Source organism: Scytonema sp. HK-05, assembly GCF_963872035.1.
GTDB lineage: Bacteria > Cyanobacteriota > Cyanobacteriia > Cyanobacteriales > Nostocaceae > Kalymmatonema.
Window position 1 is genome coordinate 44,673 of the sequence record NZ_CAWMYC010000092.1, and the last position, 18,098, is coordinate 62,770.

At 45.9% G+C, this 18,098-nt stretch carries 15 protein-coding genes; 11 read left to right on the top strand and 4 right to left on the bottom strand.

What is annotated here, in order from left to right:
• Positions 1 to 194: 194 nt before the first annotated feature.
• The 3 genes from gcvT to gcvP all read left to right on the top strand — a co-directional run bounded on the left by gcvT (position 195) and on the right by gcvP (position 5,166).
• Entirely contained in the window at positions 195 to 1,331 is a 1,137-nt protein-coding gene (gene gcvT / locus AACT52_RS12420; protein WP_073626478.1) for a glycine cleavage system aminomethyltransferase GcvT, read from the top strand.
• A gap of 206 nt (positions 1,332 to 1,537) precedes the next feature.
• Entirely contained in the window at positions 1,538 to 1,924 is a 387-nt protein-coding gene (gene gcvH, locus AACT52_RS12425; RefSeq protein WP_073626480.1) for a glycine cleavage system protein GcvH, read from the top strand.
• A 260-nt stretch (positions 1,925 to 2,184) separates the two neighbouring features.
• Positions 2,185 to 5,166 carry an aminomethyl-transferring glycine dehydrogenase gene (gene gcvP / locus AACT52_RS12430; protein ID WP_073626482.1) on the top strand — a complete coding sequence of 994 codons (2,982 nt, stop codon included), beginning with the start codon at positions 2,185 to 2,187 and terminating at the stop codon, positions 5,164 to 5,166.
• A gap of 61 nt (positions 5,167 to 5,227) precedes the next feature.
• Here gcvP and AACT52_RS12435 read toward each other — a convergent pair whose 3' ends face one another.
• Positions 5,228 to 5,767 carry an RNA-guided endonuclease InsQ/TnpB family protein gene (locus AACT52_RS12435; RefSeq protein WP_272937050.1) on the bottom strand — a complete coding sequence of 180 codons (540 nt, stop codon included), beginning with the start codon at positions 5,765 to 5,767 and terminating at the stop codon, positions 5,228 to 5,230.
• Between the two features lie 309 nt (positions 5,768 to 6,076).
• Here AACT52_RS12435 and AACT52_RS12440 point away from each other — a divergent pair, with 309 nt between their 5' ends.
• On the top strand, positions 6,077 to 6,589 hold the full coding sequence (locus AACT52_RS12440; protein WP_073626484.1) for a hypothetical protein: 513 nt from the start codon (positions 6,077 to 6,079) through the stop codon (positions 6,587 to 6,589).
• 187 nt (positions 6,590 to 6,776) lie between these two features.
• On the opposite strand, the gene AACT52_RS12445 is transcribed toward AACT52_RS12440, so the two are convergent.
• The 3 genes from AACT52_RS12445 to psbD all read right to left on the bottom strand — a co-directional run bounded on the left by AACT52_RS12445 (position 6,777) and on the right by psbD (position 9,731).
• Positions 6,777 to 6,959: a PCP reductase family protein gene (locus AACT52_RS12445; RefSeq protein WP_073626486.1), complete on the bottom strand. Its 183-nt coding sequence runs from the start codon at positions 6,957 to 6,959 to the stop codon at positions 6,777 to 6,779.
• Positions 6,960 to 7,303: 344 nt separating this feature from the next.
• Positions 7,304 to 8,689, bottom strand: a complete 1,386-nt coding sequence (psbC, locus tag AACT52_RS12450; protein WP_073626488.1) for a photosystem II reaction center protein CP43 — start codon at positions 8,687 to 8,689, stop codon at positions 7,304 to 7,306.
• Entirely contained in the window at positions 8,673 to 9,731 is a 1,059-nt protein-coding gene (psbD, locus tag AACT52_RS12455) for a photosystem II D2 protein (photosystem q(a) protein) (RefSeq protein WP_073626490.1), read from the bottom strand. Before psbD ends, psbC begins: the two co-directional genes overlap by 17 nt.
• A 485-nt stretch (positions 9,732 to 10,216) precedes the next feature.
• On the opposite strand from psbD, the gene AACT52_RS12460 reads away from it, so the two are divergent.
• From AACT52_RS12460 to aqpZ, 7 genes are all read left to right on the top strand, one after another.
• On the top strand, positions 10,217 to 10,813 hold the full coding sequence (locus tag AACT52_RS12460) for a photosystem I assembly protein Ycf4 (protein WP_073626492.1): 597 nt from the start codon (positions 10,217 to 10,219) through the stop codon (positions 10,811 to 10,813).
• A gap of 35 nt (positions 10,814 to 10,848) precedes the next feature.
• Positions 10,849 to 11,673, top strand: a complete 825-nt coding sequence (locus AACT52_RS12465) for a peptidylprolyl isomerase (protein ID WP_073626494.1) — start codon at positions 10,849 to 10,851, stop codon at positions 11,671 to 11,673.
• A gap of 160 nt (positions 11,674 to 11,833) precedes the next feature.
• Positions 11,834 to 13,015, top strand: coding sequence for a beta-ketoacyl-ACP synthase (locus tag AACT52_RS12470; protein WP_073626496.1), 1,182 nt, complete (start codon positions 11,834 to 11,836; stop codon positions 13,013 to 13,015).
• Between the two features lie 88 nt (positions 13,016 to 13,103).
• Positions 13,104 to 14,549, top strand: a complete 1,446-nt coding sequence (locus tag AACT52_RS12475; RefSeq protein ID WP_073626498.1) for a folate/biopterin family MFS transporter — start codon at positions 13,104 to 13,106, stop codon at positions 14,547 to 14,549.
• A gap of 164 nt (positions 14,550 to 14,713) precedes the next feature.
• Complete coding sequence (locus AACT52_RS12480; protein ID WP_073626500.1) at positions 14,714 to 16,210, top strand: carotenoid oxygenase family protein; 1,497 nt, start codon at positions 14,714 to 14,716, stop codon at positions 16,208 to 16,210.
• Between the two features lie 154 nt (positions 16,211 to 16,364).
• Positions 16,365 to 17,252 carry a hypothetical protein gene (locus AACT52_RS12485; RefSeq protein WP_233153757.1) on the top strand — a complete coding sequence of 296 codons (888 nt, stop codon included), beginning with the start codon at positions 16,365 to 16,367 and terminating at the stop codon, positions 17,250 to 17,252.
• Between the two features lie 105 nt (positions 17,253 to 17,357).
• Positions 17,358 to 18,059 carry an aquaporin Z gene (gene aqpZ / locus AACT52_RS12490; protein WP_073626502.1) on the top strand — a complete coding sequence of 234 codons (702 nt, stop codon included), beginning with the start codon at positions 17,358 to 17,360 and terminating at the stop codon, positions 18,057 to 18,059.
• Positions 18,060 to 18,098: the final 39 nt, after the last annotated feature.

The following is an 18,098-nucleotide window of genomic DNA, read 5'->3' on the forward strand; positions in this document are numbered from 1 at the left end:
GTGATGTTAGAACGGGGTTTTTGAAGGAATATTCCTAAATACTGATGAAAAAATCGCGATTAAGAAATAATACCAATTCTCTATGTCTTTGCAAAATATTTAGATTACCTTGTTTTCTTAGCGTCAAGCGCGTCTTTGCGCGAGATTTAAAAGACATAATTATACACAGTTGACCAACGATAACAAAAAGACCTGTGGCTAATCAAGAAGAAATTGCCTTATCCTTAGCGCGATCGCCTTTATATGAACTTGCACAAGAACTGAAAGCACGACTCACCAGCTTTGGCGGTTGGGAAATGCCGGTGCAGTTTGTTGGCATTCTTCAGGAACATGAAGCTGTCAGAAATGCAGCAGGAATGTTTGATATTTCCCACATGGGCAAATTTACCCTCCAAGGGAAAAACCTGATTTCGCAACTCCAATATTTAGTTCCTTCAGACTTAAGCCGCTTGCAGCAAGGGGCAGCGCAATATACTGTATTATTAAATCCTCAAGCTGGCATCATCGACGACATCATTTTTTACTACCAAGGCGAAGACAGCACTGGTGAACAACGGGGAGTGATGATTGTCAATGCTGCTACCACTAGTAAGGATAAAGCATGGCTCTTGCAACACCTTGACCAGAATGAGATGAAATTCCAAGACATTTCACCTGAAAAAGTGTTAATTGCCGTGCAAGGACCAAAAGCTAGTAGCATCCTTCAGTCCTTTGTGCAAGAAGACTTAACTCCAGTCAAAGCATTTGGACACTTGGAGGCGACAGTACTGGGTAAACCAGGATTTATTGCCCGCACAGGTTACACTGGGGAAGATGGCTTTGAAGTGATGGTAGATCCAGATGTTGGGCTAGAATTATGGCGAAGTCTAGTCAAAGCGGGTGTCATTCCGGCAGGACTGGGTGCGAGAGACACCCTAAGGCTAGAAGCAGCAATGGCACTTTACGGGCAAGATATCGACGACACGACTACCCCAATGGAAGCTGGTTTAGGTTGGCTGGTTCATCTTGACACGAAAGGTGACTTTATCGGTCGGTCAATCTTGGAACGGCAAAAAGCCAATGGAGTTCAACGCCGACTGGTAGGTTTGCAACTGCAAGGACGCAACATTGCCCGTCACGCCTACCAAGTACTATCACAAGGTATGGTAGTTGGAGAAGTGACTAGTGGTACACTATCACCAACGCTTGGTTATCCCATTGCCTTAGCCTACGTTCCCACCGAACTAGCAACTGTTAGTCAGCAGCTAGAAGTGGAAATTCGTGGTAAAGCTTACCCAGCGGTTGTGGTAAAACGTCCGTTTTATCGGTCAAAAAATCGGATTAATAACTGATAACCGCTCAGGTTTTTGAGGAATAATCTGTTGTCAGTGACTTAATCCCCTGTGTGGTTAATCGACCGAACAGTGCTGAATACCCAGTGCTAAGTACTGAGTGATCTACACTTAGGGCTAATTGCTTGGAACTGGTAAGCTTTCAAACAAATATGGTATTAATCGCGCTTAGGGGTGTAATTTGTTGATGTGGAAGAGGAAGTGGTATGTCTTTTGAATATCCTGAAGATTTAAGATACCTGGATACTCATGAATACGTGCGTCTTGAGGGCGAAATTGCCACCATTGGCATTACCGCCTTTGCCGTAGATCAATTGGGTGACATTGTGTTTTTGGAACTCCCAGAAATCGGCGACGCTGTCACCAAGGAAGACACCTTTGGCACAATTGAATCGGTGAAAGCTGTGGAAGACCTTAATTCCCCAGTGACTGGTACAGTCATAGAACGTAATGAAGCCTTGATAGAATCACCCGAACAATTGGCAGAAGATCCTTATGGGGAAGGCTGGTTGCTGAAAGTACGCGTCAACGATCCTGGTGACATTGATGATGCCTTGACTGCAGGTGAGTATAGTAGCCAGATAGAAGGGTAGAGGAAATGAGGAGGCAGTGCGTTGCGCACAGAAGTTGCTTTCGCGCAGCGTCTCCGTCAGGAGAGGAGAATTTCCCTCCGGGTAAACCTCGGGGGGTTCCCCCCGTTGTACCAACGGCCGTGGGGATAAGAGAGAAACTCCTCCCCCCTTCGTCTCCTCCGGAAAAATATCAAAAAATTTAGATAAATTAATCACACATAGCCAACGCGTCAAAGATACTTGTTGCAAAATATGAAGTAGTCGCGTCTGGAGAGCAATTTGTGGTACTCAATGTTCCTCGTCCCAAATCAAACCATCAGCAGATGCTGGGGGAAAAAATTCAAATAAGTTCTTTTAGAGAACGCCACATTGGACCATCACCCAATGACATCCAGCAAATGCTAGAGGTATTGGAGTATATCAAAGGCCATAAAACGGGAGAATCCTCTGACTGTTTTTCGCCTCTTGATGAACTTATTGACCAAGCAGTACCGCAGGGAATCCGGTTATCTCGCCCATTAGAGTTACCAGAAGCACAAAGTGAGTACGCAGCACTTGTTAAGCTGAAGGAAATAGCTTCCAAAAATCAAGTTTTCCGCTCGTTTATTGGCATGGGGTACTACGACTGTATCACCCCACCTGTAATTGCACGCAATATTCTCGAAAATCCTGGTTGGTATACCGCATACACTCCCTATCAACCAGAAATTGCCCAAGGACGACTAGAAGCGCTGTTGAATTTCCAAACCATGATTATTGACCTAACAGGTTTGGAAATTGCCAATGCTTCATTGCTAGATGAAGCCACAGCAGCAGCAGAAGCGATGAGCATGAGCTACGGTGTTTGCAAAAATAAAGCAAATACCTATTTTGTCTCTCGTGACTGTCATCCCCAAACCATAGACGTGTTGCAAACACGTGCCCAACCTTTGGGAATTAACATTATTGTCGGTGACCATCAAACCTTTGATTTTTCTGAGCCTATTTTTGGGGCAATTCTCCAATACCCCGCCACTGATGGCACAATCTACGACTACCGCGCTTTTGTAGAAAAGGCACATGCTGAGGGAGCATTGGTAACGGTAGCTGCAGACCCCTTAAGTCTAACTTTGCTAACACCCCCTGGCGAATTTGGCGCTGATATTGCCGTGGGAAGCACTCAGCGGTTCGGTATTCCCTTAGGCTACGGTGGACCTCACGCAGCTTACTTTGCCACCAAGGAAGAGTATAAGCGGCAGGTTCCAGGGCGGATTGTAGGTGTATCAAAAGATGCTCAGGGTAAACCTGCGTTGCGTCTTGCCTTGCAAACCCGCGAACAGCATATCCGCCGCGAGAAAGCGACCAGTAATATTTGTACAGCACAGGTGTTGCTGGCAGTGATGGCAAGTATGTATGCTGTCTACCACGGTTCGGCTGGGTTAAAAAGAATTGCCGAGGATATCCACCAGATGACTGTGATCCTAGCGGAAGGATTAAAGCGTCTGGGTTACAGCATCGGTTCCGAACATTTTTTTGATACCCTACGAGTAGATTTAGGAAAACGCAGTTTAAATAAGCTTTTACAAGCTTGCGAAGCACGTAAAATTAACATACGCATTTTCAATGCCACGACTGTAGGTATATCTCTAGACGAAACCACTACAGAAAAAGACTTAATCGATCTGCTAGAAATTTTCGCTCTTGGCGATGAACTACCCTTTACCCTTGAAGAAGTATTTTGCTCCTCATCTCCCTCATCTCCCTCACTCCCTCACTCCCTCACTCCCTCATCTCCCCACCTCCCTCAGCCCCGCACCACCAGCTACCTAACTCATCCCGTCTTCAACCGCTATCACTCAGAAACTGAGTTGTTGCGTTACTTACACAAGCTGGAAACTAAGGATTTGTCGTTGACGACATCGATGATTCCCTTGGGGTCATGCACGATGAAACTGAATGCGACATCTGAAATGATACCAGTAACATGGGCTGAGTTTGGCAAAATACATCCTTTTGCACCACTGTCGCAAACACGAGGTTATCAAATCCTGTTCCAGCAGCTTGAGGAATGGTTAGCTGAAATTACGGGGTTTGCGGGGATTTCGCTGCAACCGAATGCTGGTTCTCAGGGCGAATACACGGGGTTACTGGTCATCAGACAGTATCACGAAAGCCGCTCTGAAGCACACCGCAACGTCTGTCTAATTCCTACATCGGCACACGGGACAAATCCTGCAAGTGCTGTGATGTGTGGGATGAAGGTGGTTGCTGTTGCTTGTGACTCTGAGGGTAATGTTGACTTAGATGACCTCAAGGCTAAGGCTCAAAAGCATAGCAAAGAACTTGCAGCTTTAATGGTGACATATCCCTCAACTCACGGTGTGTTCGAGGAGCAAATTCAGGAAATTTGCGCTGTTGTTCATGCTCACGGTGGACAAGTTTACATGGATGGGGCGAATATGAACGCTCAAGTGGGGCTTTGTCGTCCTGGGGATATCGGCGCGGATGTCTGTCACTTGAACCTGCATAAAACCTTCTGCATTCCTCACGGTGGCGGTGGTCCTGGTATGGGACCGATTGGCGTCGCTTCCCATCTCGTACCTTTTCTCCCCGGACACGCTGTTGTGGAAATGGGCGGTGAACAAAACATTGGTGCGATCGCTGCTGCGCCTTGGGGAAGTGCTAGCATCCTTGTGATTTCTTGGATGTATATTGCCATGATGGGTGCAGATGGTTTGACCGAAGCAACCAAAGTGGCAATTCTCAATGCTAACTACATCGCCAAGAAACTTGAGCCTTACTATCCGGTTTTGTACAAAGGGAAAAATGGTTTAGTTGCTCATGAGTGCATTTTGGATTTGCGTTCCCTCAAAAAATCTGCTTCTATCGAAATCGATGACGTTGCCAAACGCTTGATGGATTACGGCTTCCATGCGCCAACCGTCTCCTGGCCCGTGGCAGGTACAATCATGGTAGAACCCACAGAAAGCGAATCCAAAGAGGAGTTAGATCGTTTCTGCGATGCGATGATTGCCATTCGTCAAGAAATCGCGGAAATTGAATCAGGCAAAATGGATGTTGAAGACAACGTCTTGAAGAATGCACCCCATACAGCAGAAAGCCTCATTGTTGGAGAATGGAATCATCCCTATTCTCGGGAACAAGCTGCTTACCCTGCACCGTGGACTCGCGAACACAAATTCTGGCCCAGTGTAGGTCGTATTGACTCCGCCTATGGGGATAGGAATTTTGTTTGCTCTTGTCTGCCAATGGATGCGTATTAATTGACGTACTCCCCGCGAAGACAGCGACGGGGAAACTCATGCGGATGTTACGAGGCAGGCTTCAGCCGTGCCTCGTAACCCCAACTTCGCTGTCTCTTCGACTCTTAACTAGACTGTCACCAGTCCCCGTCAGACCGTCTCCACAAGCATTTTGTTCCACGCTGCGTCCCAGCGCGTTGACCCCTCTGTTACGGATCACTTGTGCGGCTGCCACATCTCGATGTGTCGTGTAGCCGCATTCAGGACAGTTGTGAACCCTATCCTTCAGTTCTTTTTTCCCCGTGTGGGCATCACATTGAGGGCAAACTTGAGATGTGTAGTCCTTGTCTACTTTCGCAAAATACACCCCCCGTTTCCAACATACCCATTGCAAGATTGAGACAAATTGCCCAAATCCAGCATCAAGAGTATACTTGCAGAACATCCCTTTAGCCCACACACGGAAATCGATATCTTCAACAAAAATCATTCCTGCATTATTGCAAAGCTTATGGGCTAACTTAAAATGCCAATCTTTGCGAGTGTCAGAAATGCGTTGATGTAGTCTTGCAATCTTCCGATTTAACTTGTGACGATTGTTTGACCCCCGCGATGACTTGATAGATGGGAAGAGTGAGGAATAAAAACTTCTCGCTCTTCACTCTTTTAGCCATTTTCAAATGAATTCAATAGAAGAAAAAGCAGTGATTTATTATGTTTCCATCCCCGTGAGGGCATTGAGGCAAGATACGTGGAAAAACCTGCATTGCGGGTTTGAGAATGCTTGCTATCTCTTCTTTTTGGGAATTCTGTCTTTCTTCAACCACAGAGTATAGTCCATACTTTATGTTAGTTATGTATTTTGAGACCCTTTACGGAATTTGGTTTTATCACTGTGTATAAAAAATGATGGCAATTTTACCGTAACTTCATGAGTCAAGCTAAAGCTCCATGCCAATATCATGGTGAAACTGTTATGAGGCAGGTACAAGACGTAATTCTATTACTATGCGATTCGGATAAATTTTTAAACGAAGTGCTTGAGCGTGATAAAAAGCTTGATATACAAGAAAAGCGTGATGCACAAGAAGAGCGTAGAGAGTTTTATAACCACCTTATCAGCGAAGCAGAGAAGGGGCGTAAAGAAGCCCTCTATTTGATTCTTGTATCCACTTCGATGGGTTTTTTATGCGCTCTATTGATAAAATGCGGATGTGATATCTTTTTCCCCCAGTCCATACCATTTATTAAATGGTGTATTCGGTTTGCTTCGTTTGGGGTATTGGCTTTTGCAACACTAAACCGCCTTAAAGATCCAAAAACCTTTGATGGTAATACTCTAGTTGAAAAAACAAATACAAATTTATTTAAGTTTCTTTTCTGTTTTGGCTTTGGACTAAATATTTTTACCTTATTTCTAGATACCTCGTTATCTTGCCATTAAGAAGGGCGAAAAGTATATGGGGATTTGTTAAACTAAGCCGCAGAGTCATTCCTCTGACTTAATTTAACTCAATCCTCAATCCTAATATTGTTCATTCCTCCATTTAGATAGAGTTTCCGTCCCTGTGAGGGGAAGTGAAATGAAAACCAGGGTTGTTTGTATTATTTTTGGAGGGCTTGTTTCATTTCTACTGCCCAAACTCAATCCTAGCTTGCTCAACCAACTCAGCTGTCACAATCTCTTGCGACCCTTGACGAGCCAGCTGTTCAATTCGTGCTTTAGCTTGGGCGCGGACAAAGAAGGGAATACTCTTCAACTTTGCTTGGGCTTCGTTTGTCCATCGCAAGGTATCTGGAAAATAATCTTCCATAATACACACCCCCATAAAACTTCAGTAGCAGTCATTGTAAATTTCTCAGTCATGAAATTAGTATGAAGTATAAATATTGCGAATGATAAAAGGTTTTTTATTAATTTATATTTGATTATTCATCGCTAAGGGAGTACCAAAAAATAAATTATCCATTATGTACGGGGGCTTCCGGCGCACGAGGGTTGAGGTTTTACAGATAACTAAAGTGCGCCGTAACCCACCATTGTTTCGGTGCATCACAACAAATTGAAGATTTTTTTAATTGGAAGTCCCTAAGAAAAAGCTCCCGCTTTGACACAGGAGCTTTGAGTTATGTGATTGTCAGTGATGAAAGAAATCTATTAGTCGAGTTCCCTCATGGACAACACTGGCTCAGTTTCGCGGTTGATACCTTTCTCGAAACCACCAGCAGCAGCACGGGCGCGACCAGCGTGCCACAAGTGACCAATCAGGAAGAAGAAACCCACGACAAAGTGGAAACATGCCAACCAAGCACGAGGAGATACGTAGTTGAAGGAGTTGATCTCCGTAGCCACGCCACCTACAGAGTTCAAAGAACCCAAAGGAGCATGAGTCATGTACTCAGCAGCGCGACGAGCTTGCCATGGCTGAATATCGTTCTTGATTTTATCCAGGTCAAGACCGTTGGGACCGCGTAGAGGCTCCAACCAAGGACCACGGAAATCCCAGAAGCGCATGGTTTCACCACCGAAGATGATTTCACCAGAAGGAGAGCGCATCAGGTATTTACCTAAGCCTGTGGGACCTTGAGCAGAACCGACGTTAGCACCTAAGCGTTGGTCACGGATCAAGAAGGTCAGAGCTTGAGCTTGAGAAGCTTCTGGACCGGTAGGACCGTAAAATTCGCTGGGGTAAGCGGTGTTGTTGTACCAAACAAAGATCGAGGCAATGAAAGCCATCAGGGACACAGCGCCGATGCTGTAGGAGAGGTATGCCTCACCAGACCAGATTAAGGCGCGACGTGCCCAGCCAAAGGGCTTGGTCAGGATGTGGAAAATGCCGCCTGCAATGCAGATGAAGGCAACCCAAATGTGACCGCCGATGATATCTTCCATGTTATCGACGCTGATGATCCAACCTTCGCCACCGAAGGGAGCCTTCAGCAAGTAACCAAAGATAACCGCCGGGTTGAGTGTGGGGTTGGTAATGACGCGAACATCACCACCGCCAGGTGCCCAAGTGTCGTACACACCACCGAAGAACATTGCCTTCAGCACCAACAGCAGCGCACCACATCCCAAAATGATCAGGTGGAAGCCGATGATGGTGGTCATCTTGTTCTTGTCTTTCCAGTCGTAACCAAAGAAAGAGGAGTACTCTTCTAAGGTTTCTGGACCACGGATAGCGTGATAGATACCGCCAAAACCTAGTACAGCTGAGGAAATGAGGTGCAGTACGCCTACAACAAAGTAGGGGAAGGTGTCAATAACTTCACCGCCAGGACCAACACCCCAACCGAGAGTTGCTATATGAGGAAGCAGGATTAAACCCTGCTCGTACATGGGCTTTTCGGGAATGAAGTGAGCGACTTCAAACAAGGTCATCGCTCCAGCCCAAAATACAATCAAGCCAGAGTGGGCAACATGAGCGCCCAAAAGCTTACCGGAAAGATTGATCAGACGAGCGTTACCAGCCCACCAGGCAAAACCGGTGGAATCCTGATCACGACCACCTGCAACAACAGATCTATTAGAGAGCGTTACCACGTGGTAGTACCTCTTCTGGGAATACAAATTTTTCGTGAGGCTGATCTTGAGGAGCCATCCAAGCGCGGATACCCTCGTTCAACAAAATGTTCTTGGTATAGAAAGTTTCAAACTCTGGGTCTTCTGCCGCACGTAATTCTTGCGACACGAAGTCATATGCCCGCAAGTTGAGTGCCAAACCGACAATACCAACTGCACTCATCCACAAGCCTGTGACTGGCACAAACAACATGAAGAAGTGTAACCAGCGCTTGTTGGAGAAGGCAATCCCGAAGATCTGTGACCAGAAACGGTTTGCCGTCACCATCGAGTAGGTTTCTTCGGCTTGGGTGGGGTTGAAGGCGCGGAAGGTGTTCGCTGCATCGCCGTCTTCAAACAAGGTGTTCTCTACTGTTGCACCGTGGATAGCACACAGCAGTGCTCCACCAAGTACACCCGCTACTCCCATCATGTGGAAGGGGTTGAGTGTCCAGTTGTGGAACCCTTGCAAGAACAACAGGAAGCGGAAAATTGCTGCCACTCCAAAGCTGGGGGCGAAGAACCAGGAAGACTGTCCCAAGGGGTACATCAAGAAGACGCTGACGAATACCGCAATTGGTGCAGAAAATGCGATCGCGTTATAAGGACGAATCCCTACCAAACGTGCGATTTCAAATTGACGCAGCATGAAGCCAATCAGACCAAATGCTCCGTGCAGCGCCACGAATGTCCACAACCCACCTAATTGGCACCAACGGGTGAAGTCCCCTTGTGCTTCTGGTCCCCACAACAGCAACAGCGAGTGTCCCATGCTGTCTGCTGGTGTAGATACGGCTACTGTTAGGAAGTTGCAGCCTTCCAGGTACGATGAGGCTAAGCCGTGCGTATACCAGCTCGTTACAAACGTCGTACCGGTCAGCCAACCGCCAAGTGCTAGAAAGGCGCAGGGGAATAGTAATATTCCTGACCAACCTACGAACACGAAACGGTCACGCTTCAACCAGTCGTCGAGAACGTCAAACCACCCTCTGCTACTAGGGGCGCGTCCAACTGCGATGGTCATCGGACTAAAATCCTCTTTTTTACTAAAATTGCAACTTTTTTGAGGAATTAACTTCTTTTATGACACTTACAGCCAGTTTAAGGCTGCTGGGCATTATGAGAACTTACCGCCTTTTGAGTCGGCAATTCTCATATCAGTGTCGCAATAGTTTCCACGAGTTGGTAATCCAGCTTGCAGAAACTTAATGATTCTTAACTTATCACATTAGTCGTGCTTTGTGCCTGATTTTCAGAAAAAATCAGGTATAAAGCTTCAACCCACTACTTATGATTAATATCAGAATTTTTACAATCTGACATAACTTTTCTCAGAAAACTTAAAAATTAAAGTTCTGAGCAATAAGTGCTGAGTGAACTGAGTAAGTCCTTTTCCACTCATTGCTTGGTACTCGGTAATGAAGGCGTGGAAATTCGCTAAACTTGCAATACATCTGCTGCAATGGCAGACTTTGTAAAGGGAAGATCTCACGCACCAAGGTAGTGTTCATGACGGCATCAACAACCATTAACACAGGTGAGTCGCCAAACGGCGATCGCTCTGCTTCAAGCGTCTTACATCAGAAGGTTCTCGGTTCTCGTCGGTTTAGCAACTACTGGTGGGCAACTGTCGTTTCTATAGGAGCCACGGGCTTTTTGCTTGCTGGTATTTCCAGCTACCTCAAAATTAATTTACTCCTAGTTTCCGACCCAACTCAACTTGCCTTCGTCCCACAAGGTTTGGTTATGGGGTTCTACGGTACTGCTGGCATACTTTTAGCCTTGTACCTGTGGCTGACGGTTTTATGGAACGTGGGAGGCGGATACAACGAGTTTGACCGCCAAAATGGCACAATTAAAATCTTCCGTTGGGGATATCCTGGGAAAAACCGCAGAATTGAGCTTGACTGCCGTATAGAAGATGTGCAATGTGTGCGAGTTGACGCCAGAGAAGGTATTAATCCTCGTCGCGCACTTTACCTACGCGTTAAGGGTCGCCGAGACATTCCCTTGACACGGGTTGGTCAACCTTTGTCGTTACAAGAGTTAGAAGTTCAAGGTGCCGAGTTAGCTCGCTTTTTGGGTGTGCCGTTAGAAGGACTTTAGAAGCTAAGATACTGTGGTTGTATCTGTAACTGGCAATGCGGTTAAAAATTCCCCAATTTTTAGTAACTCTCATGATTGTTGGTGCGTTGATGTTGGGGGGCTGTTCCACACAGCAAGTTGCTTCTAATTCTTCCCCAACATCCACAGCTACCGAAGCAAGCACCAATTCAACCGCCGAGACAACTACTCATACAGCTAACACGGCAAGCACAGAGGCGACCTCTGTATCTGAAAATATAAGCGAGAGTATTCCTGGAATGAAAGATTTACCACGACTCGAAGGAAAAGCAACGGTGGTTATGACTGTCAAAGGTTCACCCATCACTATCGAAGTAGACGGTACAAATGCCCCAATTACTGCTGGTAACTTCGTCGATTTAGTCCAAAAGGGTGTATACGATGGCTTGGTTTTTCATAGAGTCGTGCGCCAACCCCAACCTTTTGTGGTTCAAGGAGGCGATCCCCAAAGTAAAGACCCGAAAGTTCCAGCAAATAGGTTGGGAACAGGAAGTTTTACCGATCCAAAAACTGGAAAAATTCGGTATATACCTTTAGAGATTAAGCCAAAAGGCGCAGAGCAACCGATTTACAGCAAAACATTAGAAGCGGCTGGTGTTACTCAGCCACCTGTATTGCAGCACAAGCAGGGTGCAGTGGCAATGGCGCGATCGCAAATGCCTGATTCTGCTTCCTCGCAGTTTTACTTCGCTTTAGCCGATTTGGGTTTTCTGGATGGTAGCTATGCTGTTTTTGGCAATGTGACTAACGGATTCGACGTGGTGAACAAAATTCAGCAGGGCGATCGCATTGATTCTGCTAAAGTCACCCAAGGCGCAGAAAATCTGAAAAACGCTGGATAGTAGCAACTAGAAATGAGGAAGATAAGGGGGATGAGGAGGATGAGGAGGATGAGGAAGATGAGGGAGCAGGGGGAGAAATGACTCCCATTATCTTCTCATCCTCCTTGTATTCTTCATATTTTTTATCTTTTCCAAATCACCTACTCCGTAAACCACGAAATTGGTCGCTGTTGTTGTCACTGGTATTGGTCTAGTTTCCGCTTTGGGCAAAAACCTAGAGGACAGTTGGCAACAGTTAATAGCAGGTCAATCTGGAATAAGATGGCATCAACCATTTTCAGAACTCGAACCACGTCCTTTAGGAATGATTGCGAAACAACCAGCACACATGAGAGTGCTGACTCAGTCGGTTGTTACATCTGCTTTGAAACATGCAGGATTGTTTCCACCTTTGCCAGATTGTGGGGTTGTGATTGGTTCGAGTCGTAGCTATCAGGGATTGTGGGAGCAGATGGCGCGGCAGATGGACAGGAGAGTGGGGGATAGGGGGGATGAGGAAGGTACTAGTCCCTCATGTGCCTCATCTTCTTTAGAGAATTGGTTGGAAACCTTGCCTCATATGAATGCCATTGCAGCTGCACGGGAAATAGGTGCTTGTGGAGTTGTTTTGGCACCGATGGCAGCTTGTGCTACCGGAATTTGGGCGATCGCACAAGCTGCTTTACTTATCCAAACTGGGCAATGTCAAAGGGTCATTGCTGGTGCAGTGGAAGCACCGATTACACCCCTTACCATAACTGGGTTCCAGCAAATGGGAGCCTTGGCGAAAACCGGAGCATATCCGTTTGATTTACACCGTGAAGGCTTGGTGTTAGGCGAAGGGGGCGCGGTATTTGTTCTAGAATCAGCCCAACTGGCACATCAACGCCAAGCAAGAGTTTATGGTCAAATTCTGGGTTTTGGCTTGACAGCAGACGCATATCATGCGAATGCTCCAGAACCAGAAGCCAAGAGTGCGATCGCCGCCGTGAAACAATGTCTTGACCGCAGTCACCTGAGTCCAAATGATATTGATTATATTCATGCTCACGGTACAGCCACTCTCCTTAATGACCGCATTGAGAGTATCTTGATACAGCGTTTATTTCCGAAAAGCGTGGCAGTGAGTTCTACAAAAGGGGCAACAGGTCATACGCTAGGAGCATCAGGAGCCTTGGGCGTCGCTCTTTCACTGATGGCTATGAAGCAGCAAATATTACCACCTTGTGTTGGGCTAAGCAATTCGGAATTTGATTTGAATTTGGTGAGACAGGCGCGTCAAAGGAAAATTCACAATGTGCTGTGTTTTAGCTTTGGATTTGGAGGGCAGAATGCCGTGATAGCTTTGGGTAAAGAGAGTTGAGACAATTGTGGCTCGGCGAGCCACAGCGTGACTCTGAGAAAATAGCTATGATATATAAAAGTCGATAAATCTTAAAAATAATTTATCAATGCTGGTTTCCTCCTCTGGCTTGTCCAAGGTCAAAGACTCAGTAAAAGAAAAGATTTTTTTCGGTAACGAACCGACTACCGAGTTAGTCGCTATTCTTACCGTTTACTTTGTTCAAGGCGTTTTAGGGTTGGGACGTCTTGCCATCAGCTTCTTCTTTAAAGATGAACTGGGGTTAACCCCGGCGCAAGTTTCAGCTTTATTAGGGATTGTTGTCCTTCCTTGGATTATCAAGCCACTATATGGTTTCATGTCTGATGGCTTGCCCATATTCGGCTACCGACGGCGTCCATACCTAGTTTTATCTGGGATACTGGGAGCGATTTCTTGGGTGAGTCTTGCAACAATAGTTCACACACCCATCGCCGCTGTGGTGGCGATCGCCCTTGGTTCCCTCTCCGTCGCCGTTAGCGATGTGATTGTTGACTCACTGGTTGTCGAAAGGGCAAGAGCCGAATCACAAGCCCAAGCTGGTTCTCTTCAATCCCTAACCTGGGGAACTACAGCCTTAGGAGGGTTGATAACAGCCTACTTCAGCGGTATGCTCCTAGAGCATTTCACTACCCGGACTGTCTTTTGGATTACTGCTTCATTTCCGCTTCTGGTGTCCGCCGTTGCATGGTTGATTGCTGAGCCGCCCGTAAGCAAAGACGCCAGCGAGGATGATCATTCAAATTTCGAGTCAATTAGGCATCAGCTACAACAACTACGCACAGCCGTTACTCAAAAAGCAATTTGGCTACCGACAGTATTTCTCTTTATTTCGCTAGCGACACCAAGCGCCGAATCCGCTTTTTTCTTCTTCACAACCAATGAACTGCACTTTGAACCAGAATTTCTGGGACGAGTACGTTTGGTGACAAGCGTTGCTTCCCTTGTTGGTGTTTGGATTTTTCAACGCTTTCTCAAAACCGTTCCCTTTCGCGTCATTTTTGCTTGGAGTATTGTATTCTCAACAGCACTGGGAATGACCATGCTGCTGTTGGTGACTCATGCTAACCGTGCTTTAGGTATAGATGACCGCTGGTTCAGTTTGGGTGATAGCCTCATTTTGACTGTGATGGGGCAAATTGCTTATATGCCAGTATTGGTATTAGCGGCGAGGCTTTGTCCAAAAGGAATAGAAGCGACATTATTTGCCCTGTTGATGTCCGTCACAAATTTGGCTGGACTGGTGTCCCACCAATTGGGGGCAGGATTGATGTATTTGTTGGGCATCACCGCAACTAACTTTGATTCCCTATGGCTGTTGGTCATCATTACTAACCTCAGCACGTTGCTACCGTTGCCATTTATTAACTGGCTACCTGGTGCCGACTCCCAAACCGAGACACCAACAACATCAAAGTTGCAACCAACTTCAACAAAGAGTAGGGAACAATCATTTTTACCTGAATTCATATCTAAGTTGATGGTGCGACGACCAGAATCTGAACCAGTTGAATAGCAAATAAACTTGATGGTGCGACAGCCAGAGTCTGAACCAGTTGAATAGCAAATAAACAAATAAATAAGGCAACGGTTGTTAAATCATCCGTTGCTACACGATGCGTTTTGCAGTGCCGTCATAACTGCTTGTGAACTCATACACCAAACTCAATATATACACATATGCAGAGTTTTCAACTTCACAAAGGTGTCTCCACAGTTTCTGATAAATCTTACACTCACGAAGATTGGCAGGGAGGATATGAATCCCTAAAGCAGGAGTTTGATTATTGGATTGATGATGTAGAAGGACAAATTCCGCCAGATTTGCACGGTACGTTGTTTCGGAATGGTCCCGGTTTGCTAGATATCAATGGACAACGCATTCATCACCCTTTTGATGGAGATGGAATGATTTGCCGGATCACCTTCTCCAATGGTCATGCTCACTTCCGCAACCGCTTTATCCATACTCAAGAGTATTTAGAAGAGCAAAAAGCTGGCAAAATTCTTTATCGGGGTGTGTTTGGAACCCAAAAACCTGGTGGTTGGCTATCTAACGCCTTCGACTTAAAAATCAAAAATACTGCCAGCACCAATGTGATTTACTGGGGGGGTAAACTCTTGGCACTTTGGGAAGGAGCCGAGCCATATCGCCTTGATCCCTATACGTTGGAAACTTTGGGCAAAGAACGCTTTAAAGGTGTTTTGTCAGAAGGAGAAGGTTTTGGCGCGCATCCCCGGTTAGATCCCAGTTGCGCTCAAAAAGGTGGTGAACCGTGCTTAGTGAACTTTTCAATGAAACTCGGGCTATCTAGCAAGATCACGATTTTCGAGCAAGATCTCCAAGGGTCTATGGTTAGGAAGTCTGCTCATAGTGTTCCGGGTTTCGCCCCAATTCACGACTTTACCATTACCCCTAATTACTGCATATTCTTTCAAAATCCTGTTGTCTTAGATGTCATTCCTTTTGTTTTGGGAATGCGTGCTGTTGCCGATTGTATGAAATTTCAGTCACATCAACCAACTCGCATTACCATCATTCCTCGTGACCCCGAAGCAAAGGGAGTTCAAACTCTAGAAGCTAAGTCTGGTTTTATCTTCCACCACGTTAATGCTTATGAAATGGGGGAGGAAGTTGTAGTTGACTCGATTTGCTACGAATCTATACCAACGACTTTAGAACCAGAAAGCGATTTCCGACAAGTCGATTTTGATGCTATCAAGCCCGGACAATTATGGCGGTTTTATCTCAATCTCAAGGATAAGACAGTGCAAAGGGAATTGCTCGATAGCCGTCACTGTGACTTTCCCAGTATGCATCCGCAAAAAGTTGGTCATCCTTATCGTTATTTTTATATTTGTGCTGCTCATGCTGCAACGGGTACTGCTCCCCCACAAGCATTGGTCAAAGTTGATTTAGAGTCGGGAGAACGACAAATTTGGAGTGCTGCACCGCGTGGTTTTACTGGCGAGCCAGTTTTTGTACCGCGTCCTAACTCTGAAAGGGAAGATGATGGCTGGGTGCTGGCTTTGGTTTATGACTCCGAGTACCATCGCTCAGATGTAGTGATTTTGGATGCAAAAGATTTTAATAAGGGACCTATTGCCAGGTTGCATCTAAAGCATCATGTTCCCTATGGGTTGCATGGGAATTTTACCTCTGAGTGCTTTTTGTGATTTCTTCGTTAGCTGGTAAAGACAGGAAACGTATACTTGGAGAGTACTGTCCTAATTTTGACATTAGAGGCAGCAGTTGCGTACACCACGGGTAGGGGCATAGCATTGCTGTGCCCCTACAATTCTCGTGTATTGTATTTAATTGAAAAGCGTAATGCAACACATTGAAGAGATGAAATCTGCAAGCAGTTATCTCTTGGCACTGGCAAAACACAATGTTCAGGCTTATATCAGTAACCCTAAAGCAAAAGCAGCAATGGTTACAGGTTCTGCTGCTGAAGGGCAGTGTGACTATTACTCAGATATAGACATGAGCATTTATTATGAAGAACTCCCATCTGAAGAAGAACTAGAAATTGCACGTCAGCAAAATCACGGCTCAGAGCGCATCTGGTTTCTCGGTGACAGGAGTTATGGCGCTTTAGTAGAGGCTTATTTTGTCAACGGTGTAGAATGCCAAATTGGTCACACAACTATAGCTACGTGGGAGCAGGATATGGCAACCATTTTGACTGAGCTTGATGTTACCTCTCCTATGCAAAAAGCATTGTCTGGAATTCTCATTTGCATTCCCTTGCACGGAGAAGAATTAATCCAAAAATGGCAGAGCATAGCCGCTAGCTACCCAGACGCACTAGCACAGGCGATGGTAGAAAGGCATTTACAGTTTTTCCCTCTTTGGGGTTTGCAACAAGACTATTTTGCAACACGGGATGCTACATTGTGGCAGCATCAGATACTCGTTGAAGCTGCACAAAACATTCTTGGGGTTCTTTCCGGGCTGAACCGATTGTATTACTCGACATTTCAGTTTAAAAGAATGGGCAAATTTATCGAAAAAATGAATATTGTTCCCGATAACTTATCCTTAAGGCTTGAAAGCCTGTTTCATACACCCGCATATTCTGCAGCTAATGCACTTCAAGAACTGGTTCGGGAAACAGTGGAATTAGTCGAGTTGCATATGCCACAGATAGATACATTACAGGTGCGGCGAAAGCTTGACTCTAAGCGTCAGGCGTGGAAACTCTTGACTGAGTAAATTTGTATTTGATAACCTGGAACGCCTGGTTAATATGTCCACAACTATCAATCGCGTCGAGCCAGATATGGTGAACTGTAGTAGAAACAGGTCTGGACGTCTGTGATGAATCATTACTCGTTAGCAAAACGATGTTTTGTGGAAGCTCTAGGTACACTTTGGTTGGTTCTGATGGGCGTGGGTACTGCGGTTATTTCTGGTACAGTACCTTGGGTTGGAGTTACTGGGGTGGCGATCGCTTTTGGCTTAAGCTTGTTGAGTGCTGCGTATGCTTTTGGTCATATCAGCGGATGTCATATCAACCCTTCAGTCACAATTGGTTTTTGGGTAGCTAATCGGTTTCCTTTGCGGGACGTTTTGCCATATATCGGGGGTCAGGTTGTCGGCGCAATTTGGGGATCTACTATCCTGTTTTTGATTTGCTTGGGTAAACCTGAGTTTACAACAGCAGCGAACTTTGGTTCTAATGGGGTTGGCATTCACTCCCCTGGTCAGTATAGCTGGTGGGCTTGTGCATTAGCCGAATTTGTCGTGACCTTTGGCTTTGTCCTGGTCATCTTGAGCGTCACATCTTCTCGCGCTCTTAAGCTTTTTGCACCCATCCCCATAGGCTTAGCGCTCACAGGAGCACATCTTATCCTCATTCCCGTAACAAATGCAAGTGTCAATCCTGTGCGTTCATTAGCTACCGCTATTTTCACTCCGGGTTGGGCACTGGGTGAGCTTTGGATTTTCATCGTCTTCCCAATTTTAGGTGGAGTTTTGGCGGGTATGGTCGCCAGATGGTTGCAAAAACCAGACCTTTAACTTAGGGTAAACATAGCCAAGATTGCTCTTGCTACGTTC

Bases quoted from the DNA above. Each gene is read 5' to 3' on its own strand.
- AACT52_RS12460 (WP_073626492.1), top strand. From the start codon at position 10,217: ATGACGGCATCAACAACCATTAACACAGGTGAGTCGCCAAACGGCGAT.
- gcvH (WP_073626480.1), top strand. From the start codon at position 1,538: ATGTCTTTTGAATATCCTGAAGATTTAAGATACCTGGATACTCATGAA.
- psbD (WP_073626490.1), bottom strand. From the start codon at position 9,731: ATGACCATCGCAGTTGGACGCGCCCCTAGTAGCAGAGGGTGGTTTGAC.
- AACT52_RS12475 (WP_073626498.1), top strand. From the start codon at position 13,104: ATGCTGGTTTCCTCCTCTGGCTTGTCCAAGGTCAAAGACTCAGTAAAA.
- AACT52_RS12440 (WP_073626484.1), top strand. From the start codon at position 6,077: ATGAGTCAAGCTAAAGCTCCATGCCAATATCATGGTGAAACTGTTATG.
- AACT52_RS12445 (WP_073626486.1), bottom strand. From the start codon at position 6,959: ATGGAAGATTATTTTCCAGATACCTTGCGATGGACAAACGAAGCCCAA.
- AACT52_RS12480 (WP_073626500.1), top strand. From the start codon at position 14,714: ATGCAGAGTTTTCAACTTCACAAAGGTGTCTCCACAGTTTCTGATAAA.
- aqpZ (WP_073626502.1), top strand. From the start codon at position 17,358: ATGAATCATTACTCGTTAGCAAAACGATGTTTTGTGGAAGCTCTAGGT.
- AACT52_RS12465 (WP_073626494.1), top strand. From the start codon at position 10,849: ATGCGGTTAAAAATTCCCCAATTTTTAGTAACTCTCATGATTGTTGGT.
- AACT52_RS12485 (WP_233153757.1), top strand. From the start codon at position 16,365: ATGCAACACATTGAAGAGATGAAATCTGCAAGCAGTTATCTCTTGGCA.